This window comes from Lentzea sp. NEAU-D7 (genome assembly GCF_026242055.1).
GTDB lineage: Bacteria > Actinomycetota > Actinomycetes > Mycobacteriales > Pseudonocardiaceae > Lentzea.
Window position 1 is genome coordinate 49,018 of record NZ_JAPJDL010000028.1, and the last position, 23,962, is coordinate 72,979.

A 23,962-nucleotide genomic window follows, 5' to 3' on the forward strand; every position below is an offset into this window, starting at 1 on the left:
CGCAGCTTATCGGCGTGATGGGATGGCCCGGTGGAGATGTTGTGGCCCTCACCAGGCGTTGAGATGACCGACACAGCCCTCGAGTCGCTGTACGGCTATCCCCCCGACCGGACCTGGGTCACCGCGAACTTCGTGTCCAGCGTGGACGGCGCGGTGTCGGTCGACGGCCGGTCCGCCGGGCTCGGCTCGCCCGCGGACCGGCGGATCTACCTGCTCGGGCGAGAACTCGCCGACGTCGTGCTGGTGGGCTCGGCGACCGTGCTGGCCGAGGGCTACCGGGGCGCGAGGCGCGCCAGGCCGTTGCCGATCGCCGTGGTGACGGCACGCGGGTCGCTGACGCCGGACCTGCCGCTGTTCACCGACACCGCCGTGCCGCCGATCGTGATCACGACCGAGGCCGCCCGGATGCCCGCGCTGCCCGCCGACGTGATCATCGCCGGGGAGACCGAGGTGGACCTGGGCGTGGCGGTCGAGGAGCTCGCGGCACGGGGACTGCACCGGATCGACCTCGAGGGCGGGCCGCGGCTGTTCGGGTCGATGGTGGCCGCCGGCCTGGTGGACGCGCTGAACCTGACGGTGTCGCCCCTGCTCGCGGTGGGTGACTCGGCGCGGATCGCGCACGGTCCGGTGATCCCGCCCGTGGATCTCGCACTGGCGTCGGTGCTGCGCGCGGACGACGTGCTGTTGCTGCGGTACCAGCGGCGGAATTCCAGCTGAAGAGGCAGGATGTGCGCGTGGACCTACCGCTGACGCCACCTCTGCAGCCGATGCTCGCCGCCGCGGTGGACGGGATCCCGGACGACGCGAACCTGTTCTTCGAACCGAAGTGGGACGGGTTCCGCTGCGTGGTGTTCCGCTCCGGCGACGAGGTGCTGCTGCAGTCGCGCAGCGGCAAGCCGCTCAACCGCTACTTCCCCGAGGTCGTCGCCTCGATGCTGGACGTGCTGCCGGACCGCGTGGTCGTCGACGGCGAGCTGGTGGTCGCGAAGAACGACGAGCTGGACTTCGACGCGCTGTCCGAGCGCATCCACCCGGCGGCCTCGCGGGTGACGATGCTGGCGGAGTCGACCCCGGCCACGTTCGTCGCCTTCGACCTGCTCGCGCTGGGGTCCGAGGTGCTGCTGGAGTCGCCGACGATCGCGCGGCGCGAGGCGCTGCTGAAGCTGCCCGGGCTGAACGTGACGCCCGCGACGACGTCCGTCGAGACGGCGCGGCAGTGGTTCACGCTGTTCGAGGGCGCGGGGCTGGACGGTGTGATGGGCAAGCCGTCGGACGGGCCGTACACGCCGGGCAAGCGTTCGATGATCAAGGTGAAGCACGCCCGCACCGCCGACGTCGTGCTCGCCGGGTTGCGCTGGCACAAGGACACCGAGCCCGGCACGGCGGTCGGCTCGCTGCTGCTCGGCGTCTACGACTCGGACGACGTGCTGCACCACATCGGCGTCTGCGGCTCGTTCAAGGCCGCCGAACGCAGGGAGCTCGCGGCCGAGCTGGCGCCGTTGATCACCACGGGAGACCACCCGTGGGCGAATCCCGCGCCGGGTCAGCGGATTCCCGGTGAGATCAACCGGTGGCGCGGCAAGCAGGCCGAGTACGTGGCGCTGCGTCCCGAGAGGGTGCTGGAGATCCACTACACGCAGACCGAGGGCGAGCAGCCGGTGCGGTTGCGGCACAACGGCCAGTTCGCGCGGTGGCGGCCGGATCGCGAGCCGTTGTCGTGCCGCTACGACCAGCTGGAGGTCCCGGCCCGCTACGACGTGGCGTCGGTGCTGAAGGGCGAGCTCCGGGCCCGTTAGACGTCCGGCCTGGCCGAGCGGGTCGCACCGATCGACGCGATCACGACGCAGCAGACGGCGGCCCACTGCGCCGGTTTGAGGTGTTCGCCGAGCAACAGCAGACCCGCGACCGCGGCGACCGCCGGTTCCATCGACATCAGGATCCCGAACACGCGCGGCGGCATGCGGCGCAACGCCTCCAGCTCCAGCGAGTACGGGATCACCGACGACATCAGCGCGACCGCGAACCCCGCCGCGAGCACCACCGGGTCCAGCATCGCCGTGCCGGCCGAGCCGACGCCGAACGGCAGCGCGATCACCGCCCCGACCACCATCGCGAGCGCGAGGCCCCTGCCGTCGGTCGTCTGGCTGCCGAGCTTGGCCGTCACCAGGATGTACGCGGCCCAGCACGCGCCCGCGGCCAGCGCGAACAGCACACCTGTCCACAACAGACCGCCCTGCACGCCCGTGAGCAGCACCACGCCTATGCCCGCGAGCAACACCCACACGCCGTCGAGCCAGCGCCGTGAGCCCGCGACGGCCACCGCGAGCGGCCCGAGGAACTCGATCGTGACGGCCGCGCCGAGCGGGATGCGGTCGAGCGCCGCGTAGAAGCAGAGGTTCATCGCCGCGAGCACCGCGCCGTAGGTGGCGACGGTGACGAGCGTGCGGCGGTCGAGCCGGATGGACGGACGCCAGATCACGACCAGCACCAAGGCGGCCATGACCAGGCGCAACGTCACCGTGCCCGCCGCACCCGCGACCGTGAACAACTGCTTCGCGAACGCGGCGCCGACCTGCACGCTGACGATGCCGAGGAGCACGAGCGCCGTCGGCGGGATGCCGCCCATGAGACGAGCGACGGGAAGCCGATCAGCGTGAGCCATGCACCCATCCTGACTCACTGGATTCTCACCTGTGGCGTGCGAGGCTCAGCTTCCCGGAGTGTGAACGAGAGTGAGGAAATCTGTGCGTCGCGCTGCCTTGGCCCTACTGGCAGTGAGCGTGCTGACGGCGTGCAGCGCGGGGCCCTCGACCAGGCCGGTGATCGCGGTCAAGGGCGAAGGCGACCAGCCCGTCGACCAGAGCACGCTCGCCGGGCCCCAGCCAGTGCCCCCGCTGGGCGAGTACAGGACGGACTCGCTGCCGTGGTCGCCGTGCGACGAGCAGATGAAGGACCGCTTCGGCGCCGACGCCCCGCAGGGCGACCTGAAGTACGAATGCGCGCGCATGACCACCGTGCTCGACCCGCCGGGACGCCCCGGCCGCGGCACGATCGGCATCGCGCTGACGCGCGTCGGCACGGGCAAGAGCGCGCTGGTCGTGGTCAACGACCCCGGCGGTGAGCCCGGCACGCTGAAGGCCGCGCGGCTCGCGGCGGCGTTGCCGAAGGAGCTCCTCAGCACGTTCACGATCATCGGTGTGGATCGGCGGGGCACGGGCCGTTCGGACGGCATGGCGTGCGTACCGCAGGCCACGCGCGCACAGCTCGTCGAGTACGACCCGGCCGAGGCCGAGCAGTCGACCCTCGTGGTCGCCGCGGGCGAGGCGTCGCAGGAGTGCGTGCTCGACCTCGAAGGGCGGCTGACCGCGTTCGACTCGTGGCGCGCGGCCGCCGACCTCGAACGCCTCCGCGACTACCTGGGCACCGACCGCCTCAACGCCATCGGCCTGGGCGAGGGCTCGCGCGTCATCACGACCTACGCCCAGCGCTACCCGAACCGCATCGGCCGGACGGTCCTCGACGGCGCCCCGGATCCGGCGCTCGACCAGGTGGGCGTCCTGGAGTCCCGCGCCGTCGCGGCGGAGGCGACGTTCGACGCGTTCGCCCGCGACTGCAAGACCAGGGGCTGCGCGCTCGCGAACCCGCGCGAGGACGTCATGGCGCTCCTGACCCAGCTGCGGACCGGCCGCGTGCGCGGCGAGTACGTGGACCTGACCCCGGGCTCGGCCCTCAACGCGATCCTGGCGGGCCTGGCCGACCGGGCCCGCTGGCCCGCACTGGCCGACGCCGTGGTGAAGGCCCGCGCCGGTGACAGCACGGGCCTGTTCGCCCTGCTGGAACCGCTGGTCAACGACCTGGACGAGAACCCGCCGCGCTTCGACGCCGGCCTGATCATCGGCTGCAACGACACCGCCACCCGCATCCCACCGGATCGGGTGAAGGCCCTCACCGCCGACTGGCAGTCGAAGCACGCGATGTTCGGCGCCGTGTTCGCCCGCATGCTGCTGCACTGCAACCCGTTCCCGCCGCCCAAGGCCGAGAAGGTCGACGCCCTCAAGAGCGCGCCGCCGATCGTGGTCCTGAGCACGGCCAACGACCTCTCCACCCCCGCGCCCGGCACCGAGCACACGGCGCAGCGGCTGCCTGGGTCGTCGTTGATCGGGTGGCAGGGCAGCGGGCACGGCGCGCTGACCCTGTCCGGCTGCGCGACCACGGCGGTGCGCGACTACCTGATCGACGCGAAGGTGCCGTCGAACGGCACCGTCTGCCCGCCCTGACCGAGGCTCCCCGGACGTCCGCGCCACCGCTGATCCGCCACATGGCTGATCAGCGGTGAGAGCCTTCGGCGTGGTGCCGGGAACTCCGTAACCTCGGCAGGAACGCGACCCCGCGGGCGGGCGGCGGTCAGGATCGGAGCTGCGGCATGGGCGATGCGCCGGTGAACCAGTTCCGTGGTCGCGCGAGCAACGTCATGCAGATCCACGACGTGCACGGTGATCTGTACCTGCACGAGCCCCAGCCGTCCATCCGCCTGGTGGCACCGCATCAGCTTCCAGCCGACATCCGGCAGTTCAGCGGACGGGAAGAAGAACTGCGGCAGCTCGACGCGTTGCTGCACGACGAGCCCGCGGCGCCTGCGGCCGTGGTCGTCTGCGCGATCGCCGGCACCGCGGGTGTCGGCAAGACCGCTTTGGCCGTGCGCTGGGCACACCGCGTCCGCGACCGCTTCCCCGACGGCCAGCTGTACGTCGACCTGCTCGGATACTCGTCGGACGCACCGGTCCTGCCGTCTCGGGCACTGGAAGGCTTTCTCCACGCTCTGGGCGTGTCCGGTGACGCCGTTCCGCCGGGACTTCACGACCAGGCTGCTCTCTACCGGTCGCTGCTGGACGGCCGCCGGATGCTCGTGGTGCTCGACAACGCGAGTTCCCCGGACCAGGTGCGCCCTCTCCTCCCCGGCTCCGGCACCTGCTTCGCCCTCATCACCAGCCGCAGCGGCCTCGCCGGTCTCGTCGCTCGCAACGGCGCACAGCGACTGACCTTGGACCTGTTGTCCCACAACGACTCCCTCGACCTGCTTCGGGATCTCGCGGGTGCCCGACGCGTCGAAGCCGACCCGCACGCGGCCGCGACGCTGGTCGACCAGTGCGGCCGGCTGCCCCTGGCGCTGCGAGTGGCGGGCGAGCGGGCCGCGGCCGAACCCGGTCTCCCCTGAGCGAGCTCGCCGACGAACTGAGAGACGAGCGAGGCCGCCTCGACCGGCTGGCGAGCGACGACGGCCAGGACGAGAGCACCGCCGTCCGCGCGGTCTTCTCCTGGTCGTACCGCAGTCTGGCGCAGCCCGTCTCCCGGCTTTTCCGGTTGCTCGGACTGCACCCCGGACCCGACTTCGGCGTGCCAGTGGCGGCCGCGCTCGCCGATGTGGACCTGCCACAGGCGAAGCGGCTCCTGCAGACACTCGCGGGCTCGCATCTGATCCAGGCGAGCGCTCCCGGCAGATACCGATTCCACGACGTGTTGCGCCTCTACGCGACCGAACTCGCCGAGACGGAAGACCCGATCGAGGTGCGCCTGGAGGCGGCTCGCCGGATGCTCGTCTTCTACCTCCACTCAGCGCGCACCGCTGACCGTCTTCTCCTGCCGCTGTTCACGGCCCCGATCGCCGAGCTGCCGGAACCGCCGGTCACCGCTCCGCCCTTCCACTCCCGGGACGAGGCACTGACGTGGTGCGAGACCGAGGCCGCCAACCTGTCGGCGGCGGTCCGCCACGCGGCCCAGCTCGGCGAACACGCGCTGGCAGCGCAGTTCCCCCGAGCTCTGTGGAGCTACTACGACCTGCGCAAACCCTGGACCGACTGGATCGCCACCTACGAGATCGGGATGGCATCAGCCCGGCTGACGGGCGACGACGTCAACCGTTCCTGGATCGTCCGATCGCTCGGCGTGGCGCACTACGACCTCCAGCACTACGAGCAGGCAGCCGCGCTCTTCTCGGAGTCCCTGGCCGTTCGCCGGCGCATCGGGGACATCGCCAGCACTCCCGGCAGTCTGGACATGCTCGGTTCCACCTATCGCAAGCAGGGACGCTGCGACGCCGCGCTGGACTGCCATCGGGAAGCGCTCGCGATCCGGCTCGAACGCGGCGACAAGCGCGGCATAGCCGTCACGCTGAACAGGCTGGGCTCGACCTATCGCGATCTCGGGCGTTTCGAGGAGTCCCTCGACCACCTGACCAGGTCGCTCGCGCTCAGGCGGGAGATCGGCGATCTGCACGGACAGGGCTTCGCCCTCCACAGCATCGGAGCCACCTACGAGCAACTCGGCCGGTTGGACGACGCCACGCAGGCGTACGAGCAGTCGCTGGTCGTGCGCAGGGAGATCGGTGATCGGCGCGGAGAAGCGGAGATCCTCCACTGCCTCGGGAAGATCATGCTTCGCACCGGCAGGACCGGCAGGACGCGCGAGGCGTGGACGGACGCTCTCGCCATCCTCGACGATCTCGGCGCACCCCAAGCCGCGGACGTGAGCCGGCAGCTTCAGGCGCTCGGCCACACCGACTCGAGTCCGGGCGCGGAAGAGGCGTGAAGGCTGCGCCGAAAACGTAGAGGGGAGCCGCTCGCGCGACCACGACGCGAACAGCTCCCCGCGCGAATCTTCGTGTCAGCAGCTGGAACAGCAGCCGCAGCCGGGCCCCGTGCACCCGGAACAGCACCCACACGTACCCATCAGGGCCTCCCCGTCCTCCAAGCCGGACCTGCGCGGGACATCCGCGCACCTCACGGTCCGCCCCGGCACCAGCCCTGGGAACCCCTCTCACCCGAACGCGTGCGGACAACCACCGGGGCGTCGCAGCACGTGATCGCGCTACGCGCCCAGCTCCTCCAGGGCCTTCTGGGCTGCCTCCAGTTCGGCGCGCAGCTGCTCCACGCGGGCGAGCTGCTGCGCACGCGCCGCGTTCAGAACGCCCTCGACGATCTCGGAGACCTCGGGGGTGAGCAGCTTCGCGGCCTGGGCGACCTGCGCGGGCGGCACCGGTGTCGGGCGAACAGTCCTGCGGGTGCCCTGCAGCACCTCCACGGCCCACTCGCCCTCGCCCGTCGTCACCAGCGTGATCGTGACCTCGGGGAAGGTGGTCTTCGCGGACTGCTTGCGGGCGGCGGGCTTCGCGGGCGCCTGCTCGGCGGGAGCGGGTGCGGGCTTCGGCTTGGGGGCCGCGGGTTTCACCGGCGCCTCCGGGACGTAGGGGTGGATGACCTCAGTCTCCCGCGGCGGCTCCGGCTGCGCCGGGGGCGGGGTCGCCGGCTTCTTGCGGGGCGGCGGCTTCTCCAGCGTCAGCTCGGCCGGGGAGAAGGACATCTCGTCCTTCGAGCCGGTGGGCCGGACCTGGATGAAGTCGCCCTCGGGAGGGTCGGTGACGGCCAGCAGCTTCGCCGACCTGCCCTCCTCCATGCCGACCGCGGCCGCTGTGAACCACACCATCGGCTGACTGCCGCCGTCCAACTGCGAGCGCAGGTCGACGACGTCCTCCGCCGACAGCCCGCTCTTCTTCGCCATCGCGCTGCCTCCCCGTTCGAACACCTGTGCCCCAGCATGCCCTACACCCCCGACAATTCTGAGCACAGGGTCGGCAACAAGATCATCATCAGGCCGGACGAGGCGTGAGAGCGCTCTCAGGCTTCTTCGGCCTGCTCGATCTCCACGACGCGCAGCCGGTACTCGCACCCGTACTCGACGGCGTACGACAGGTCGTACACATGCACGATCTTGGGCCCGCCGTGCAGGTGCACGTACGTCACGGTCTGCTTCGGATCCTCGGGCGTGGACGGCAGCGAGTCGACCCTGCCGTCGAGGGGACCGCCGACGTACCGCACGACATACGGCTGTGACATGGCGACCTCCTCTCGCGTTCGGTCCAGTCTACGAGGTCGTTCACTGGATCCGTCCCCGATACAGCCGGTTGGCTCACTCACTGCCCGAACCACCGCACGGCGAGTTCGTCGTACGAATCCCCTTCAGGCATCTCACGCATGTACTTCGGCATGTTGGAGTAGACGTGCAACAGCGCGTAGGCCATCACGCGCGGAGGATCAGGCACCCGCCCGTACGCCTCCACCAACCCCTTCCAGCACTTCGCGTCACCCTTGGTGACGAACAGCCCGACACTGGCGAACTCGTACTCGAACGCCCCGCGCATCGCCGGCTCGAAGTCGAACAACCCGGTCAACTTCCCGTTGCGCCACAACAGATGCGCGCTCATGACCTCGGTGTGCAGCAACACCGGCGGCTCGTCACCGAGGTCCACCCCGTCGAGAAACGCCGGAATCCGCTCCAGCCACCGCTCGTCCAGCCCGCGCTTCCGTTGCAGCTCAACGCATCCACGCCGCTGCCCGGCGACGAACGCGGCCCAGTCCCCCGGCCCCAGCACCGCGGGCGGCTCGACCGCGTGCAACGCCTTCAGCACCTCGCCGACCCGCGCGCTGACCTCGACGTCCGGCACCGCCGGCTCCTCGCCGCGCAGCCGTGACATCAGCACGTACGCCCAGTCGTCGAGCACGCCGACGCCCTGCAGCCGGGGAGTCGGGACCGGCAGCCTGCCGTGCAGCGCCTCCATCACGGCGACCTCGACCGGCACCTCGCCGTGGTACTGCGGTGGGAACAGCTTCAGCACCAGGTCGTCCCCGACGGCGAAGACGGGCAGCGACCCCTCCTCGAACCGCACCACGGCGCCGTCCAGTCCCAGGCGGTCGCGGTACGACTCGGCGTCCTGCTGCGTCGGCTCCATGCCGTGATCATCACCGATCGGGATCGGCGAACGCCACTTCCTCCCGCCCCCACCGCTCCAACAAGTCACGTGCGACGCCGAACTCGCTCTCATCACCGCAGTAGCGCATCAACACTTCAGCCAACTCAGGGCGCCGGGATCGGACGAAGCCGAGCGGCGACCACGACAGCCCTCTCTCGAACGCCGCAGCCGCGATCATCGCGATCAGCACTCGTGCCCCGCCGTGGTTGTTCCCTGCACGGGCCAGGTCGGTTCGATCGAGGTCAGAGGTGATCGATGCCAGTACGGAGGCCGGGATCGGCATCACGTCCGGCCACGCCCCTGCGAGCCGACGCAGCTCGAAGGAATCAACGCAGCCGTCACCGACGCACTTCACCATCGGACCTGGTACATACCTCTCGCTCCCCTGGGGCAGTGAAGCGTAGACCCACGTTGCCGCACCGTGGATTTGATCGAACATGCTGTTCAAGCTGCGAAGTCCGTGCCGTTCTTCCCCCAGCACCACCTCGTAGGACACCGATGGCACCCGTACCACCAATCCCGCCCCCAGACGGATGTCCGAACCCAGGTCTGCTGCGGTGCGCGCCAGCACCGCACGCGCGACTGTGGCGGTGCGGGTGCGTTTCACATGCCTAGTGGCGCGCAGGGCGTGGTAGAGCGAACCGTCTCCGGTCCGGCCCAGCGCCTCAAAAGCGTGCTCGAGCAGCACTTCCACCGTGGCCCGGCGCAGGTTGTTGTGCTCGAGGAAGCTGACGCAGAAGGTGAGGACCTCGACTTCATCACTGGCCATCGCCAACAACAGCCGGACACAGGCGTCACCACCGTCCGCACGATTCACGTCGTACATCTGCAACGCGATCCGAGGCACTACGAAGCTCTTGCCAGACGTGACCATCGGAAGCAGGACTCTGACGATCTCATCGGCGGTGTCGCAGGTGCGCAACACATAACACGCCGTGTAGTACTCCATGAAGGTGCGGTGTGTGAAGCCGAACCGCCGTTCGCCGTCGAGCGAAGTGTCGACCTGCGTGAGCACCCATGCCCGCTCGGCGCAGTAGTCCAGGAACTCGCGTGCTTTCTGGTGGTAGGACTGCGAATCCTCTTCCTCGCGTTCGCTCAGGTGTGCGACCACCAGTCGTTCCAGCGTCGTCTCCCCCTCGTCTCCCTGACCGCCGAGGGTGAAGAAGAAGTGTTGCGCCAGCTCCTGTACCAAGAACTTCGCCAGCTTGACCGACCGGATCACCGATGGCACCTGACTCACGGCGTCCCACCGCACCAGCATCAGCTCAGAACACTCCCGGTAGACGTCAGCAGTGTTCTCCGGGATGTAACCCTCGCTCTGGTAGAGCATGCACAGCAGCGAAAGCATCAGCGGGTTCGACCGCAGGTCGGCCAAGTGCTCGCTGTCCCGCAAGAACGCCTCCACCCTGCTTTCCGCGTACACGAGGGCGAACCAGGTGCGCACGTAGCGCATAACCTGATCGGCGTCGAAGTCAGGCAGCCAGTACACGGGGAACGACGTGCTGTCGAGCTTCGCGACCGGGTAGCTCTCCTGCCGACAGGTCACCACGATGCGTGCCAGCGGGAAGCGCGCGGCGAACGCCTCGATCGCCGCCACCGCCGATCGCCGCGCCTGGATGTCACCGACCTCGTCCAGCCCGTCGAACACGACCACCGCCTCACCGGCGTCGAGCAGGTCAGCGACGTGCTGGACGTCCACGGGACGCTGGACGAGCGGACGCAGTTCCTCGGCGATGATCGTGACGAAGTCGTTCGACAGCTTCTGATGCTGCTTCAGCTGAACCAGCAACGGGACCAGCAGCGTCCGGTGGAGGAGACGCCGCATGAACGTGCTCTTTCCGGCACCGGGATTTCCCACCAGCACGAACCGGCGGTCATCCACTTCGTCCTCGGCGATCGGGGCGTCGTCCAGACGGAGCTTGCGCGGCACGTAGATCCGGTCGACCGGAAAGCGGAAGTCCGCCTTCGAATGCGGCATGACCATGCGGTCGTAGGCACGCGCCATGGCCGCGCGGATCACCCCGCCGGTGGCCCGCGCCGTCGCCAGCCTGCCGACATCGGCGGCAAGACCGAGGCGCTCCGCGATCGGCCGGTCCGGGCCGGTCACCTTGATCCGGATTCGGTCACGGGAGTTTACAGTGCGGTATGGCGCGTTCTGCTCGATCGCGGCCCACAGGGACGACGCGAATTCCGCAGACTCCGTTGTTTCGCGTCGCACGGCCCGCTGGAACTCGCGCCGGAACGCCTCAGCCAGTTCTCCCCGGTCAACCTTCTGGTGGAACCTGCCCTCCTCGGTGTAATCGAGTTGGCACAGCAACTCCAGCAGCGAAGCGCAGTCGTGCCCGCGCAGGTAGTCCACAATGCGCCGCCGCACGAGTGCGGACATAGGTGCAGGCGAGTCGCTCACCCACCGCACGGCGGTCTCAGCCAATTCCGCAACGACGGTCGCGATCGCTGTCACACGGAGAAGATCGGCGCCGAATGATCGGCTGTTACTCCTGCTTGCGGGCGCGGGAGGGCTGCACCCGCATCGGCTCGCCCGGCATCTTCGGGTAGTCGGGCGGGTACGGCATCTCGCCGCGCGGATCGGCCGCGTACCACTCCAGCAGCGTCTCGATCCCGAACGCCTCGGAGTCCAGCCCGGCGTGCGGATCGCCGCGCTCCTCCAGGTACTTCGGCACGGTCAGCACGTCGAAGTCGTCAGGGTCCACAGTGGACAGCTCGTCCCACAGCACCGGGGTCGACACGGTCGCGCGCGCGGTCCCCCGGACGGACCAGGCCGAGGCGATCGTGCGGTCGCGAGCCGCCTGGTTGAAGTCGATTAACACGCGCTCGCCGCGTTCTTCCTTCCACCAGGCCGAAGTGGCGAGGGAGGGCGCGCGCTTCTCCACCTCGCGGGCCAGGGCGATCACGGCGTGCCGGACGTCGATGAAGTCCCACTCCGGGCGGATCCGCACCGCGACGTGGATGCCGCGGCCACCGGACGTCTTCGGGTAGCCCACCAGGCCCGCGTCGGCCAGCACCTCGCGCAGCACCAGGGCGACGCGGGCGGCGTCGGAGAAGTCGGTGCCCGGTTGCGGGTCCAGGTCGACGCGCAGCTCGTCCGGGTGGTCGACGTCGGCGCGGCGGACCGGCCACGGGTGGAAGTCGAACGTGCCGAGGTTCGCGGCCCAGACGATCACCGCCTCGGAGGTCGGGCAGATCTCGTCGGCGGGGCGGCCGGACGGGAACTTCACCCGCACGGTCTCGACGTAGTCGGGAGCGCCCTTGGGCACGCGCTTCTGGTAGAACGCCTCGCCCTCGACGCCGTCCACGTAGCGCTTCAGCACGACGGGGCGGTCTCGCAGCACGGTCAGCAGGGCCGGCGCCACCGTGCGGTAGTACTCGACCACCTGCCGCTTGGTGATGCCCCGCGCGGGGAAGTACGGCTTGTCCGGGTTGGACACCCGCACCAGCTGGTCACCGACCTCGAGCTCGATCGCCTTGGAAGCCACGGCAGAACACTAAAGGCCGCGCACGAACGCCGCGAGCGCCAGCTCGAAGCTGTCCCGGTCCAGCTCGCGGGCGACGCCCGGCAGCAGGTGGGCGCGGTCGAGGTGCGGGTAGCGGTCGGTGTAGTCGGCGGGATCGGACGAGAACCCGCTGGAGAACGAGCTCAGGGCCGAGCCGAACACGATGTACATCAGGCCCGCGGCGATCATCGTGGCCTCGCGCCGCGACCAGCCGGCGTCGACCAGGGCGCCGTGCAGCAGGTCGAGGCGCTGAAGCGACTCCTCACGGCCGGCCGGGCCGTACGCCAGGAACGGGACGATGTTCGGGTGCGACGACAACGCCGCACGGTACGAGCGCGCGCACCTGATCAGGCCCTCGCGCCAGTCGACCTCGAAGCCCGAGACGTCGACGGTCGACAGGACCGACGAGGCGATGTCGTTCAGCAGCTGGTCCTTGGTGCGGACGTGCCCGTACAGCGACGCGGCCTGCACTCCCAGCTCCGCGGCGAGCTTGCGCATGGACAGGCCGTCGAGGCCGTCTCGATCGATGATGGCCAGAGCGGCCGACCGGATGCGGTCGGAGCTCAGAAGGGGCGTGCTCGGCCGGGGCATGTGAGTTAACCTAACACTGTTCGGTTAGTCGGGAGGGTTCGTGGATCTAACGCTTTCGGACGAACACCGGCAGCTCAGGGAGCTGGCCCGGCGGTTCACCGACGAACGCATCGTCCCCCATGCCACGCGCTGGGACCGCGACGAGGCGATCGACAGGGACCTGGTGCCGGCGCTCGGCGAGGTCGGGTTCCTCGGGCTCGGCATCGACGAGCGCCACGGCGGGTCCGGTGGCGACAACCTCGCCTACTGCCTGGTCCTCGAGGAGATCGCCCGCGGCGACAGCGCGGTCCGGGGCATCATCTCCGTCTCGCTCGGCCTGGTCGCGAAGTCGATCGCCCGGCACGGCACCGAGGAGCAGAAGCAGCGCTGGCTGCCCGGCCTCACCGCGGGCACCCTGGTGGGCTGCTTCGCGCTCACCGAGCCCGGCACCGGCAGCGACGCGGGCAGCCTCGTCACCAAGGCCACCAGGACGGACGACGGCTACCGGATCAACGGCCGCAAGGTCTTCATCACCAACGGCACGTGGGCCGATGTCGCGCTCGTGTTCGCCCGCACCGGCGGGCCGGGCCCGAAGGGCATCAGCGCCTTCCTCGTCCCCACGGACTCGCCGGGCTTCACGGCCACCGAGATCAAGGGCAAGCTCGGCATGCGCGGCCAGGCCACCGCCGAGATCACCCTCGACGACGTCGAGGTGCCGCAGGACGCCCTGCTCAGCACCGAGGGCTTCAAGCTCGCGATGGGCTCGCTCGACAAGGGCCGCATGTCCGTCGCGGCGGGCTGCGTAGGCGCCGCACGGGGCGCGCTCGAAGCCGCGCTGGAGTACGCCAAGCAGCGCGAGCAGTTCGGCAGGCCCATCGCGGGCTTCCAGCTCGTCCAGGAGCTCCTCGCGGACATGGCCGTGGAGACCGACGCCGCGAGGCTCCTGACCTGGCGCGTCGCCGACCTGGCCGACCGCGGCCTGCCGTTCCGCACCGAGGCGAGCATGGCCAAGCTCTTCGCGAGCGAGGCGGCGGTCAAGGTCGCCAACAACGCCATCCAGGTCTTCGGCGGCTACGGCTACATCGACGAGTACCCGGTGGGCAAGTACCTGCGGGACGCCCGTGTCACCACCCTCTACGAGGGCACCAGCCAGATCCAGAAACTGCTCATCGGTCGCGCGCTGACGGGCATCAACGCGTTCGCCTGAAAGGAAAGAAATGGACTTCACGCTCGACGAGGAGCAGAAGGAGATCCGCGACTGGGTGCGGACCTTCGTGCGCAAGGAGATCATCCCGCTGGAGCCCGAGGTGCTGCGGCGCGAACGCGCGGGCCAGCCGGGCCTCGCGCGGGACGAGCTCAAGGAGCTGCAGGACAAGGCCAAGCAGGCCGGGTTCTTCGGTGTCCTCACGCCGCAGGAGTTCGGTGGCATGGGCCTCGGCGCCGTGATGACCGCGCTCCTCGAGGCCGAGCTGGGCCGCAGCTTCGTCCCGTTCCGCTTCGGCGGCTACGCGGACAACATCCTGTTCCACGGCAACGAGGAGCAGAAGCAGCGCTACCTGCTGCCGACGATCTCCGGCGAACGCGTGTCGTGCTTCGCGATCACCGAGCCCGGCGCCGGCAGTGACGCCAAGGCCATCCGCACCTCCGCAGTCAAGGACGGCGGCGAGTGGGTGATCAACGGCGAGAAGACCTTCATCACCCAGGGCAACGAGGCCGACTTCGTCATGGTGTTCGCCGTGACGGACAAGGAGAAGGGCGCCGACGGCGGCGTCACGTGCTTCCTCGTCGACCGCGACATGGGCTGGAAGTCCGAGCCCATCCCGACCATGGGCCAGTGGGGCCCGGCCGCGCTCGTGTTCGACAACGTCCGCGTGCCGGAGGAGAACGTCCTCGGTGAGGTCGGCAAGGGCTTCCACCTCGCGATGCAGTGGATCGGCCAAGGCCGCTACCTGCTGCCCGCCCGCGCGCTCGGCAGCGTCGAGCGGCTGGTCGAGATGGCGATCGAGCAGGCAAAGAACCGCGTCACGTTCGGCCAGCCCATCGCCGAGTACCAGGCCATCCAGTGGATGATCGCCGACTCCGCGGTGGAGATCGAGGCACTGCGCTGGCTCGTGCTGCACGCCGCGTGGCTCGTCGACCAGAAGCAGGACTCGCGGCAGGCGCAGTCGATCGCCAAGCTCTACGGCGGCATCAAGGCCAACGAGATCGTCGACCGCGTGCTGCAGATCCACGGCGGCATGGGCTACACCCGCGAGCTGCCGATCGAGCGCTGGTACCGCGAGCTGCGGCTGCTGCGCATCTACGAGGGCACCGACGAGATCCAGCGCCGCACGATCGCCCGCAACCTCCTCAAGGGCCACGCGAACATCCGCGGCACGCTCGGCTAGCCCTATCGTGGACTGGTGCTCAGCCACCGCATCCTCGGCGTCGTCGAACGACAGGTCCGCACCTGGTCGGCCGGCGACGCCGAGGTGTACGCGGCGGCGGTCGGCGGCCACTCCCCCGCGTTCGCCATCCCGTTGCTGCAGCACGGCGGCCCGCAGCTCGGCCTGACCGGCGCCGACATGACCCAGGTCCTGCACGCCGAGCAGTCGTTGTGGCTGCACGGCGAGCTCCCGGCGCACGGTTCCACGGTCGTCACCAAGACCGTCACCGACATCTACGACAAGGGATCCGGCGCTCTCGTCGTCAGCACGTGGGAGTCGGAGTACGCGACAACGCGCTCGTCGTGCTTCGTCAAGGGCGAAGGCGGTTTCGGCGGCGAACGGGGTGAGACGCGCCCGTTCGCCGTTCCGGAGACGGCTCCCGAGGTCGAGTTCTTCCAGACGACGGAAGACCAGGCGCTGCGGTACCGCGAGACCGGCGACGAGAACCCGATGCACCACGATGCCGGGTTCGCCCGCCTGGCCGGGTTCGCGGCTCCCATCCTGCACGGCCTGTGCACGCTCGGGATCACCGTGCGGGGCCTGGACTTCACCGAGCTGCACGCCCGGTTCACCGCACCCGTGACGCCCGGTGACGAGCTGCGGATCGAGCGCTGGCCGACCGGCGAGTTCCGCACGTTCGCGAACGACCGGCAGGTTCTGCTCGGATCGGTTCGGTTTTCCGAAGTGGACGGCCGCTGAAAGTTCGCACGATCGTCACATGAGTGGTGCCCTGGCAACCGTGGACTCCGGAATCGAACCTGTGCGCGTGGCGGTGGAGTCCCGTGACCTGATCAGCGCGGCCGGCGTGACGCACCTGTTGAAGAACTCACCGCGCGTGCGGGTGGTGCAGGACCGCTTGGACGCGCACGTGCTGCTGGCCCTGGTGAACGAGCTGTGCGCGCAGCAGGCCGCACGGCTGAGGGCCTGCGGTGCTCCCAAGATCGTGGTGATCGCGGCACGGGTGCACGACCTCACCCCGTCGATCGCGGCCCAGGCGGGGCTGGCGGTTCCGTTGCGGCGGGCGGACGTCAACGCCGAACGCCTGACCAGGCTGCTCGTCGGCGGCCAGCCGGTGCAGGACCGCTCGCCGGTGCTGAACGACCGGGACCTGCAGCTGCTGAAGCTGCTGGCCGACGGCGCGACGATCGCGGAGGTCGCCGCCCGGCTGTTCTGTTCGGAGCGGACGGTCAAGTACGCGCTGCACCAGTTGCTGGAACGGTTCGGGCTGCGCAACCGGGTGCACGCGGTGGCGTGGGCACTGCGTTCCGGTTTGCTCTGACAGCTCCGCGACTCCTGTTGAGACGCAACGGATCGGACAGCCGCAGGCGGCCTATAACCTCTGCCGGGATCGCTCCCGCGGAATGACCGTCGTCATCCGGACGAGGTGGGCGACGACCGCCCCTGCCGTTCCGACGAAGGAAAGTCATGCGCTTCAGCCCGTCCGTCGTGCTGTCCCGGATCCTCGAGGGCACGCTCGCCCTGCTCGGCGTCCCCATCTTCTTCGCGGAGGTGAACGACACCACGTGGATCGCGTTGTGGGACCTCATCGCCATCATCTACCTCACGATCCGCGTCGTCCGCCTCAGTCGCAGCAAACGGGCGGGCGACGACAAGGGCGCGTGGGTCAAGAGCGCGCTGGGCCGCCGCAGCGGCACCCTGTTCACCCTGTTCACCAGCCTCGTCGGGATCACGGCCGGCCTGACCATCGTGCTCATCGAGGAAGGCACCCAGGCGGCGGTGGTCGCCAAGGCCATGGGTGTGCTCGCCGTGCTGCTGGCGTGGGCGATCCTGCACTTCGGCTACGCCGACCGCTACGCGCAGGCCTACTACAGCGCCCTGCCCGAGAAGCTGCTGGTGTTCCCCGGCACCGAGCACCCGACGTACATCGACTTCACGTACTTCTCGTTCACCGTCGGCACCACGTTCGCGGTCTCCGACGTCGACTCGCACACCTCCGCGATGCGGCTGCGCGTCCTCGCGCACGGCGTGCTCTCGTTCATCTACAACACCGCGATGCTCGGCATCGCCATCGGCGTGATCAGCGGCTGACCACGCCGAGTGGCCGTCAGGCGAGGCCGAAGACGGAGGAGAGCTGCACCCGCCTGCTGATGCCGACCTTGCGGTAGACGCGGGTGAGGTGCAGCTCGACCGCCCGCTGCGTGACGTTGAACCGCGCCGCGATCGCCCGATTCGTCTCGCCCTCCAGCACCAGCGAGACGATTCGCGACTCGTGCGGCGACAACCTGTCCCACGCCGCTCCGCGCGGCGGCCGGTGCTCCCGGCCCAGCGCCGCACGCGCCTGCTCGACCAGCTCGGCCGCCCCGGCGCGTTCGGCGTCGGCCAGCGCGGCGCGGGCGGATCCGAGCGCGAGATGCATGCGGGCACGCTCGTGCACCAACAACGCGCACGCCCAGACCGGGGGCAACGTTCTCGTGTAACCGAGCCGCACCACCATCTCCCGCGCCTCTCCGGGACGTCCGCCGTCCACACAGGACGCGACGAACGCCGCCGCTCCCAGCGCCACACAGCCCCGCAACGGTGACGCCTGGGCGAGTTCGCGCATCAGCCGGGCAACTTCGGCGTGGTCACCACTGGTGCGATGAGCCCACATCTCCAGAGCGGTCAGCCAGTCCCGTTCCGCGCCGGCGAGTCGTGACCTCAGCTGTGGCGCGAGATCCAGCACGACCCGTCCGGCGCCCCGGCGCAGCAGATCGAGTCCGGCGAGCGCGAGCGGAACGATCCGCGGCCCGCTCTCGGGAAGATCCCGCAGGACCCGCTCGGGATCCTCCGGGACGACGGGATCGGCCCAGTGGCCGAGCAGGTCCTCGTCGCACTGCCAGTCGAACACCACCGCGTCGAACCACTCCCCCGCGGCGGCGCGCTGCCGGGCGAGTTCGGTGGCCCGCGGTGCGATGCCGCACCGCAGGTGGAGTTCCGCCATCGCGACGGCCACCTGCTCCGCGATCGCGGCGTCCAGCGGTTCCCGCAGGGCGGCACGCAGGCACCTCACCGCCTGCTCCGGCCGCCCGGCCGCCTGGTCCAGCCGTGCCGCCCCGTGCAGCACCGGCGCCACCCACCGCGCCCCGACGGGTTCCGCGCACGCCACCACGTGCCCGGCGACGGCGACCGGTGGAGCGCACCGCCGATGCAGGACCTCGGCGGCCGCGCGGTGCAGGGACTCGCGTGCCTCAGGTGCCATCTCGTGCCGGATGGCGTGGCTCAGCGCCGGCGAACGGACGCGCATCGGGTCGCTGACCGCGAGACGCGCGTCGACAAGGCGTTCGAACGCGGCCAGGGTGCGGAACGACCCCATCCCGGCGACCTCGCACAGCACGTCGAGCGACGCGCTGCCCAGCACCGCCAGCGAGCGGGCGACCGCGACCGCGTCGGCGTCCAGCACCTTCCAGCCGCGGCGCACGGCCCGCAGCAGCCGCGGCAGGCGCAGGCCGGGAAGCACGGCGGGCAACGAGGACAGGTCCGTGACCACGTCCAGGACGTCGCTCAGCACGCCGGGAGCCCCGCCGCTGTACTCCAGGCACACCGCGACCAGCTCCGGTGACACCTCGGCGTCGAACCGCCGCCGGATCATCTCCGCGACCGCGTCGGCGCCGACCGGACGCAACGGCACCCGCACGGCGTCCACGACCTCCAGGGCGTCCGGATCGCAGTCGCCCGCGAGCAGCACGGCACCCCGGAAACGGGCCAGCCGGTCGGCTTCCTCCGCGCACAGCCGCTCGGCGTCGTCGATCACCAGCACCGTGTGGCCGTCGACCCCGCTCAACGCCCGCAATCCGCGAACCGGCCGCAACCCGCTGCGCACCGCGATTGAAGAAGCAACGGACAGCAATGCGCTTTTGCCCATACCAGTTGCACCATGCACAACGCACGAGCGAGCGCCACCGCTGAGCGCCTCCGTCAGGACGGCGATCTCCCGCTCACGGCCGACGAGCAGGCCACCGGCCTTGCGCACGGCGGTGCCCACGAGACCGGGGCTGAGCGGGGCGACCATGTCAACCAGCAAATCGTGGACCGTCCGGCAGGACCATGCAGAAGCACCGGCAGAAGTTCCGCAGGTCTGCCCCTTCGCACAGCACCGGACGGTGAAGCACCCGCCGGGAACGCGAAAACCATTCGACCAATCAATTGGTAATGACAACGACAGCTCGTGAACCAATTCGCCGCCCATTACGTGATTCCCTATGTACACCTGACGAACACCTCTAGGAGTCCCGATGCGGGTCGCGTCACGCACCGTCTTCGACTTCGTCCGGCCGAACGGCTCCACCGCGCCGGTCGAGACCGAGCTGCTCTACCGGTCGGAAGACCCGTTCGCGGTGACGATGAGGTTCAGCGCGGGCGGCTCGGTCGCCACCTGGATCGTGGGCAGGGACCTGCTCGTCGAGGGCATGAGCAGGAGGTCGGGGGACGGTGACGTGCGGCTGCGGCCGCACTCGAGCCGGGTGCTGGTGCTGGAGCTCGTCTCCGACCGGCACATGACGGTGTTCCGCGTCCCGGCGCGCACGCTGCGCAAGTTCCTCGACGCCACCGACCGCCTGGTGCCGCGCGGCACGGAGCGGTTCGACGCCGACGCGTTCCTGAGCACCGTGCTCCGCTGAGAGGCCGAGTTCGTGCTGCGGCCTGTCATGCCGCATCCCCTCACCCTCCGGACAGGCACTTCCGCACCTCGGCGGCGATCTCGCGCGTCGCGTCCGTGTCCCACCGTTCGCACGCCGCGAGGGAGTCCCGCAGAAGACGCCGGTGCCCGCTGTGGTCGCCGCGCGAATCCGCGTTGTGCGCGAGCGCCCGCAGGATCTCGATCTCGCCGAGGCCGTCACCCAGCGCGCGGAACCCGGCAAGGGCTCGCTCCAGGTCCTCGTCCGACTCCGCGAGGCGGCCGGCCGCGCGGTGGGCGAGGCCGCGGTGCCACAGGGTTGTGGCGAGCCAGGACGCCATCTGGGCGCGCTTGTAGACGGCCTCGGCCTCGGTGAGCGCCGCGACGGCGTCGTCCGGCCTGTCGACGTCTATCAGCGCGAGGCCGAGCCATCCGAGCGTGCGGCCCAGTGCGGAGAGCTCGTAGATGGTGTCGGCGTAGGCGCGTTGTTCCTTCGCCACTTCTTCGTGAGCGGTCACGGCGGCGATCGGGCGGTTCATCGACCGCCACAGCACGCCGAGAACGGACCGCGCGTAGTGCTCGTCCATTGGCTCGCGCATCAAGCCGATCGCCTTGAGGCACACGCGTTCGGCCTCGTCGAACTGCCCGAGCCCGCTGTAGGAGGCCGACGCGATCAGCCACACCCAGCCGAGGTGCCCGGTCTCCCCCGACTCCTCGGCGATCCGGACCGCGCCCGTCAGCACCTCCAGCGCCGGTCCCGGCCGGTGCGCGACGTCGAACAGCACCCAGCCGAGCTGGCCGCGCACGACGATCTCCTGCCACGGTTCGCGCGCGGAGGCGAGGGCGAGGCGGTAGACGCGTTCCCAGACCAGGCCCGGTTCGATGGCCGCGTAGTGCGAGAGGGCGATCACCGCGCGGGTCACGTCCTCGTGCAGCCCCCTGGCCTGCGCCCGTTCGACGATCTCGGGCAGCAGGTCGCGGTGCTCGTCCAGCCAGCGCCGTCCCGCCGCGACGTCGGGAAAGGCCCTGCGCCGCGGACTCACCCGCCGGGCGTCGCCCGTCTGTCCGAAGAGGACCCCGGCGGCCACGGTGGTCTCCAGGAGCCACGCGAGCATCCTGCGGTCCGCGTCGTCGTCGGTGGCGTCGACCAGGCCGGTGGCGAACGTCCGCACGAGGCCGTGGATCGCGTAACCGCGGTCGTCGGGGTCGAGGAGGCTGACGTCGGTGAGGTCCTCCAGCGCCTGTTCGGCCTCGGCGGTGGTGATGCCGGCCAGTTCGGCCGCGAGCTCGGGGCCGACGTGGGTGCCGACGAGCAGGCCGAGCCGCCGGAACACCAGCCGCGCGGTCTCCGGCAGGTGCGCGAGCGACACCTCGAACGCGCCGCGCACGTCCAGGTCGCCCGCGGTGAGCGCGGCCAGGCGGCGTTCCTCGATCTGCTCCACGAGGTGGCCGAGAGGCCAGCGCGGGCGGCTGGCGAGCCGGTTGCCGGCGATGCGGAGCGCGAGCGGCGACGTCCCGCAGAGCCGGACGAGCTCCCGCGCGGTCACGGGATCGGCCTCGACGCGGTGCGCGCCGACGATCGACGCGAGCAGCTCGACGGCGCACGGTTCGGTGAGCCCGCCGAGCCGGATCCACGTCGCGCCCGCCAGCCCGGCGAGCCGGTGCCGGGACGTGACGATCGTGAGGCAGCCCGCATCCGCTCTCAGCGTGCGGACCTCCTCCTCCGTGGTCGCGCCGTCGAGCACGAACAGCAAGCGTTTGCCCGCGAGCAACGACCGGTAGAGGCGCGTCTGGCCGTGCACGTCCTCCGGCACGTGTTCAGCGGGCACCCCGAGGTCTTTAAGCAACCGTTGGAGGGGCTGCGTGGAGCCCTCTAGGTCGATGAGCAGCTGACCGTCCGGAAAGCGGCCCTCCAGCAGGTGGGCCGCCCTCACGGCGAGACTCGTCTTACCGGTGCCGGCGGCCCCGTGCAGCACCACGAGCCCGTTGGGCTTGTTCGCGATGACCTCGAGCTCGGCGTCACGGCCGACGAGGTCCGCCACGTACATCGGGAGCGACCAGACCGGGCCGGTCAGCGCGACCCGGCCGGTCCTCGCGAGCCGGCGCAGCTCGGCCCGGTCGTGGTCTTCGAGGTCCAGCGCGTCGATCAGCGCCTCGGTCGTGCGGCGCTGCGGCGAACGGGCCCGGCCGCGTTCCATGTCGCTGATCGCGCGGACGCTCACCCCGGACCGCTCGCTGAGCTCTTCCTGGCTGAGCCCCGCGTTCTTGCGGTGCCGCAGGAGCCGGGCGCCGAACGTCATGTCCCAGAAGTTAGCGGGTCAAGCTCGTGATCATCTGCGCGCACACGCGGGAGAGGTGCCGGCGCATCACCGTCGCCGCCCTGGCCGCGTCGCCGTCCGCGATCGCCCGGACGAGTTCGTCGTGGTCGTCCATCGACGCGTGCTGGTGCGGCGGGTCGTCGTCCAGCGAGCTGCGCAGCAGCACCACCCGTTGCTGCACGAGCCGCACCTGCTCGGCGATGTAGGGGCTGCGGGCGGCCTCGATCAACGTCTGGTGGAACGCGAGGTCCAGCCGGTACGGGAACGGCTGCCCGGCCCTGTAGTTGCGGCGGCTCTCCGCGCACACGTCCTGCAGCCGCACGAGGTCGACGTCGGTCCGCCGCGACGCCGCGAGCTCCGCGGCCGCGCACTCCAGCGCGGTGCGCAGCTCGAACAACGCCCGCACGTCCTCGGGGCTGGCGTCGGGCACGAACGCGCCGCGGTGCGGGACGAGCGTCAACAGCCCCTCGGAGGCCAGGTGCCGGATCGCCTCGCGCAACGGCCCGCGGCTGATGCCGAGCTTCTGCGCCACCTCGACCTCGTTGACCCGCGAGCCCGGCGGGATCTCCCCGGTGAGCACCTGCTCGCGCAGCACGTCCACGGCCTGCCCGGCCAGGCTGAGGTGCAGTGGGACCGGAGGTGTCACCTTCGTCTCCTGATCTGGACGGCACCGGCCGTCCTCCCGTTAAACTAGCGAACGTGTCAACTGTCGACAGTTGGCAGTTTTACTCACAGGCTGGAGGGGCGACATGGCACACGAAGTGGTGGCTGAGGTCTGGCGGGGCGACTTCCTCGAGTCGGTGCACCACGGCACCGTCGTCGCCACCGGCGCCTCCGGTGACGCGGTCCTCTCCGTCGGCCGCCCCGACGACGTGGCGTTCCCGCGGTCGTCGAACAAGCCGCTCCAGGCCCTCGCGATGCTGCGCAGCGGCCTCGACCTCGACGGCGCGTTGCTCGCCCTGGCCTGCGCGTCGCACTCGGGTGAGGACTTCCACGTCGCCGGCGCCCTGCGGATCCTGGCCTCGGCGGGTCTCGGCGAGGACGCCCTGCAGTGCACCCCCGACCTCCCGCTCGGCGAGCAGGCCCGCGCCCAGCACCTCGCGCAGGGCCTGGCCCCCGCCCCGAAGTACATGAACTGCTCCGGCAAGCACGCCGCCATGCTCGCCACCTGTGTCGCCAACGGCTGGTCCACCCACGACTACCTGGACCCGGCTCACCCGTTGCAGGTCGCGACCCGCCTCACGATCGAGGACGTGGCCGGCGAGCCCGTCGCCCAGGTCGGCGTGGACGGCTGCGGCGCCCCGATCTTCGCCATCAGCCTCACCGGCCTCGCCCGCGCGTTCGGCCGTCTCGCCAGCGCCGCCGAAGGCACCCTCGAACACCGCGTGGCCACCGCCATGAACACCCACCCGCAGTGGGTCGGCGGCACCGGCCGCGACGTCACCGCGCTCATGGACGCCCTGCCCGGCGTCATCGCCAAGGACGGGGCCGAGGGCGTCTACGCGGTCGGCCTGCCCACCGGCGAGGGCGTGGCGCTCAAGATCGCGGACGGTTCGTCGCGCGCCCGCGCGGTCGTCGTAGTGGCGGTGCTCAAGCGGCTCGGGGTCGACGTCAGCGGGGTCGAGGACCTCGCCACGGTGCCGGTTCTCGGGCACGGCCGCGCGGTCGGCGCGGTCAGGCCGTCGCTCGCCCTGGCGAGTTGACGCGCCGCCGCCCGTGAA

At 70.4% G+C, this 23,962-nt stretch carries 22 protein-coding genes; 12 read left to right on the forward strand and 10 right to left on the reverse strand.

Features of this window, described 5'->3' with window-relative positions:
• The first annotated feature begins 63 nt into the window (after positions 1–63).
• Together ORI60_RS38720 and ORI60_RS38725 are read left to right on the forward strand one after the other, a co-directional pair.
• A complete protein-coding gene (locus ORI60_RS38720) occupies positions 64–717 on the forward strand; it encodes a dihydrofolate reductase family protein (protein ID WP_266042998.1) in 654 nt (217 codons plus the stop codon).
• Positions 718–734: 17 nt separating this feature from the next.
• Positions 735–1,796, forward strand: a complete 1,062-nt coding sequence (locus ORI60_RS38725) for an ATP-dependent DNA ligase (RefSeq protein WP_266042999.1) — start codon at positions 735–737, stop codon at positions 1,794–1,796.
• On the opposite strand, the gene ORI60_RS38730 is transcribed toward ORI60_RS38725, so the two are convergent.
• Positions 1,793–2,662, reverse strand: a complete 870-nt coding sequence (locus tag ORI60_RS38730; protein ID WP_266043000.1) for an EamA family transporter — start codon at positions 2,660–2,662, stop codon at positions 1,793–1,795. The genes ORI60_RS38725 and ORI60_RS38730 overlap by 4 nt on opposite strands.
• Before the next feature lie 112 nt (positions 2,663–2,774).
• Here ORI60_RS38730 and ORI60_RS38735 point away from each other — a divergent pair, with 112 nt between their 5' ends.
• The 3 genes from ORI60_RS38735 to ORI60_RS38745 all read left to right on the forward strand — a co-directional run bounded on the left by ORI60_RS38735 (position 2,775) and on the right by ORI60_RS38745 (position 6,585).
• Positions 2,775–4,277: an alpha/beta hydrolase gene (locus tag ORI60_RS38735; RefSeq protein ID WP_266043001.1), complete on the forward strand. Its 1,503-nt coding sequence runs from the start codon at positions 2,775–2,777 to the stop codon at positions 4,275–4,277.
• Between the two features lie 161 nt (positions 4,278–4,438).
• Entirely contained in the window at positions 4,439–5,215 is a 777-nt protein-coding gene (locus ORI60_RS38740; protein ID WP_266043002.1) for an NB-ARC domain-containing protein, read from the forward strand.
• Positions 5,146–6,585, forward strand: coding sequence for a tetratricopeptide repeat protein (locus ORI60_RS38745; RefSeq protein ID WP_266043003.1), 1,440 nt, complete (start codon positions 5,146–5,148; stop codon positions 6,583–6,585). Before ORI60_RS38740 ends, ORI60_RS38745 begins: the two co-directional genes overlap by 70 nt.
• A gap of 279 nt (positions 6,586–6,864) precedes the next feature.
• Here ORI60_RS38745 and ORI60_RS38750 read toward each other — a convergent pair whose 3' ends face one another.
• From ORI60_RS38750 to ORI60_RS38775, 6 genes are all read right to left on the reverse strand, one after another.
• Entirely contained in the window at positions 6,865–7,554 is a 690-nt protein-coding gene (locus ORI60_RS38750) for a DUF6319 family protein (protein WP_266043004.1), read from the reverse strand.
• Positions 7,555–7,670: 116 nt separating this feature from the next.
• On the reverse strand, positions 7,671–7,889 hold the full coding sequence (locus ORI60_RS38755; protein WP_266043005.1) for a hypothetical protein: 219 nt from the start codon (positions 7,887–7,889) through the stop codon (positions 7,671–7,673).
• A 77-nt stretch (positions 7,890–7,966) separates the two neighbouring features.
• A complete protein-coding gene (locus ORI60_RS38760; RefSeq protein WP_266043006.1) occupies positions 7,967–8,782 on the reverse strand; it encodes a phosphotransferase family protein in 816 nt (271 codons plus the stop codon).
• A gap of 10 nt (positions 8,783–8,792) precedes the next feature.
• On the reverse strand, positions 8,793–11,189 hold the full coding sequence (locus ORI60_RS38765) for an NACHT domain-containing protein (RefSeq protein WP_266043007.1): 2,397 nt from the start codon (positions 11,187–11,189) through the stop codon (positions 8,793–8,795).
• Positions 11,190–11,295: 106 nt separating this feature from the next.
• Positions 11,296–12,297, reverse strand: a complete 1,002-nt coding sequence (ligD, locus tag ORI60_RS38770) for a non-homologous end-joining DNA ligase (protein ID WP_266043008.1) — start codon at positions 12,295–12,297, stop codon at positions 11,296–11,298.
• A gap of 9 nt (positions 12,298–12,306) precedes the next feature.
• The gene (locus ORI60_RS38775) at positions 12,307–12,906 is read right to left on the reverse strand and encodes a TetR/AcrR family transcriptional regulator (RefSeq protein WP_266043009.1); all 600 of its coding nucleotides are present in this window, start codon (positions 12,904–12,906) and stop codon (positions 12,307–12,309) included.
• A 40-nt stretch (positions 12,907–12,946) separates the two neighbouring features.
• Between ORI60_RS38775 and ORI60_RS38780 the strand changes: the two genes are divergently transcribed.
• The 5 genes from ORI60_RS38780 (at position 12,947) to ORI60_RS38800 (ending at position 17,360) form a co-directional block, all read left to right on the forward strand.
• Positions 12,947–14,092: an acyl-CoA dehydrogenase family protein gene (locus ORI60_RS38780; protein WP_266043010.1), complete on the forward strand. Its 1,146-nt coding sequence runs from the start codon at positions 12,947–12,949 to the stop codon at positions 14,090–14,092.
• A gap of 10 nt (positions 14,093–14,102) precedes the next feature.
• Positions 14,103–15,272, forward strand: coding sequence for an acyl-CoA dehydrogenase family protein (locus tag ORI60_RS38785; RefSeq protein WP_266043011.1), 1,170 nt, complete (start codon positions 14,103–14,105; stop codon positions 15,270–15,272).
• A gap of 15 nt (positions 15,273–15,287) precedes the next feature.
• Positions 15,288–16,010 (forward strand): MaoC/PaaZ C-terminal domain-containing protein, encoded by a 723-nt coding sequence (locus ORI60_RS38790; RefSeq protein WP_266043012.1) that lies wholly within the window; start codon positions 15,288–15,290, stop codon positions 16,008–16,010.
• A gap of 19 nt (positions 16,011–16,029) precedes the next feature.
• Entirely contained in the window at positions 16,030–16,590 is a 561-nt protein-coding gene (locus ORI60_RS38795; RefSeq protein ID WP_266043013.1) for a helix-turn-helix transcriptional regulator, read from the forward strand.
• A 146-nt stretch (positions 16,591–16,736) separates the two neighbouring features.
• The gene (locus ORI60_RS38800; protein WP_266043014.1) at positions 16,737–17,360 is read left to right on the forward strand and encodes a DUF1345 domain-containing protein; all 624 of its coding nucleotides are present in this window, start codon (positions 16,737–16,739) and stop codon (positions 17,358–17,360) included.
• A gap of 16 nt (positions 17,361–17,376) precedes the next feature.
• Here the strand turns inward: ORI60_RS38800 and ORI60_RS38805 are convergent, their stop codons facing one another.
• The gene (locus ORI60_RS38805) at positions 17,377–19,320 is read right to left on the reverse strand and encodes a helix-turn-helix transcriptional regulator (RefSeq protein WP_266043015.1); all 1,944 of its coding nucleotides are present in this window, start codon (positions 19,318–19,320) and stop codon (positions 17,377–17,379) included.
• Positions 19,321–19,543: 223 nt separating this feature from the next.
• Here ORI60_RS38805 and ORI60_RS38810 point away from each other — a divergent pair, with 223 nt between their 5' ends.
• Positions 19,544–19,927 (forward strand): SsgA family sporulation/cell division regulator, encoded by a 384-nt coding sequence (locus ORI60_RS38810; RefSeq protein ID WP_266043016.1) that lies wholly within the window; start codon positions 19,544–19,546, stop codon positions 19,925–19,927.
• A 40-nt stretch (positions 19,928–19,967) separates the two neighbouring features.
• On the opposite strand, the gene ORI60_RS38815 is transcribed toward ORI60_RS38810, so the two are convergent.
• Both ORI60_RS38815 and ORI60_RS38820 read right to left on the reverse strand, forming a co-directional pair.
• Positions 19,968–22,223 carry an XRE family transcriptional regulator gene (locus ORI60_RS38815; protein WP_266043017.1) on the reverse strand — a complete coding sequence of 752 codons (2,256 nt, stop codon included), beginning with the start codon at positions 22,221–22,223 and terminating at the stop codon, positions 19,968–19,970.
• A gap of 10 nt (positions 22,224–22,233) precedes the next feature.
• Positions 22,234–22,887, reverse strand: a complete 654-nt coding sequence (locus ORI60_RS38820) for a GntR family transcriptional regulator (RefSeq protein WP_266043018.1) — start codon at positions 22,885–22,887, stop codon at positions 22,234–22,236.
• A gap of 103 nt (positions 22,888–22,990) precedes the next feature.
• On the opposite strand from ORI60_RS38820, the gene ORI60_RS38825 reads away from it, so the two are divergent.
• Complete coding sequence (locus ORI60_RS38825; RefSeq protein ID WP_266043019.1) at positions 22,991–23,944, forward strand: asparaginase; 954 nt, start codon at positions 22,991–22,993, stop codon at positions 23,942–23,944.
• Positions 23,945–23,962 lie beyond the last annotated feature (18 nt).

Coding starts and splice junctions, on each gene's coding strand:
- ORI60_RS38720 (WP_266042998.1), top strand. CDS start 64: ATGACCGACACAGCCCTCGAGTCGCTGTACGGCTATCCCCCCGACCGG.
- ORI60_RS38730 (WP_266043000.1), bottom strand. CDS start 2,662: ATGGCTCACGCTGATCGGCTTCCCGTCGCTCGTCTCATGGGCGGCATC.
- ORI60_RS38750 (WP_266043004.1), bottom strand. CDS start 7,554: ATGGCGAAGAAGAGCGGGCTGTCGGCGGAGGACGTCGTCGACCTGCGC.
- ORI60_RS38755 (WP_266043005.1), bottom strand. CDS start 7,889: ATGTCACAGCCGTATGTCGTGCGGTACGTCGGCGGTCCCCTCGACGGC.
- ORI60_RS38760 (WP_266043006.1), bottom strand. CDS start 8,782: ATGGAGCCGACGCAGCAGGACGCCGAGTCGTACCGCGACCGCCTGGGA.
- ORI60_RS38765 (WP_266043007.1), bottom strand. CDS start 11,189: ATGTCCGCACTCGTGCGGCGGCGCATTGTGGACTACCTGCGCGGGCAC.
- ORI60_RS38775 (WP_266043009.1), bottom strand. CDS start 12,906: ATGCCCCGGCCGAGCACGCCCCTTCTGAGCTCCGACCGCATCCGGTCG.
- ORI60_RS38785 (WP_266043011.1), top strand. CDS start 14,103: ATGGACTTCACGCTCGACGAGGAGCAGAAGGAGATCCGCGACTGGGTG.
- ORI60_RS38795 (WP_266043013.1), top strand. CDS start 16,030: ATGAGTGGTGCCCTGGCAACCGTGGACTCCGGAATCGAACCTGTGCGC.
- ORI60_RS38800 (WP_266043014.1), top strand. CDS start 16,737: ATGCGCTTCAGCCCGTCCGTCGTGCTGTCCCGGATCCTCGAGGGCACG.
- ORI60_RS38805 (WP_266043015.1), bottom strand. CDS start 19,320: ATGGTCGCCCCGCTCAGCCCCGGTCTCGTGGGCACCGCCGTGCGCAAG.
- ORI60_RS38810 (WP_266043016.1), top strand. CDS start 19,544: ATGCGGGTCGCGTCACGCACCGTCTTCGACTTCGTCCGGCCGAACGGC.
- ORI60_RS38815 (WP_266043017.1), bottom strand. CDS start 22,223: ATGACGTTCGGCGCCCGGCTCCTGCGGCACCGCAAGAACGCGGGGCTC.
- ORI60_RS38825 (WP_266043019.1), top strand. CDS start 22,991: ATGGCACACGAAGTGGTGGCTGAGGTCTGGCGGGGCGACTTCCTCGAG.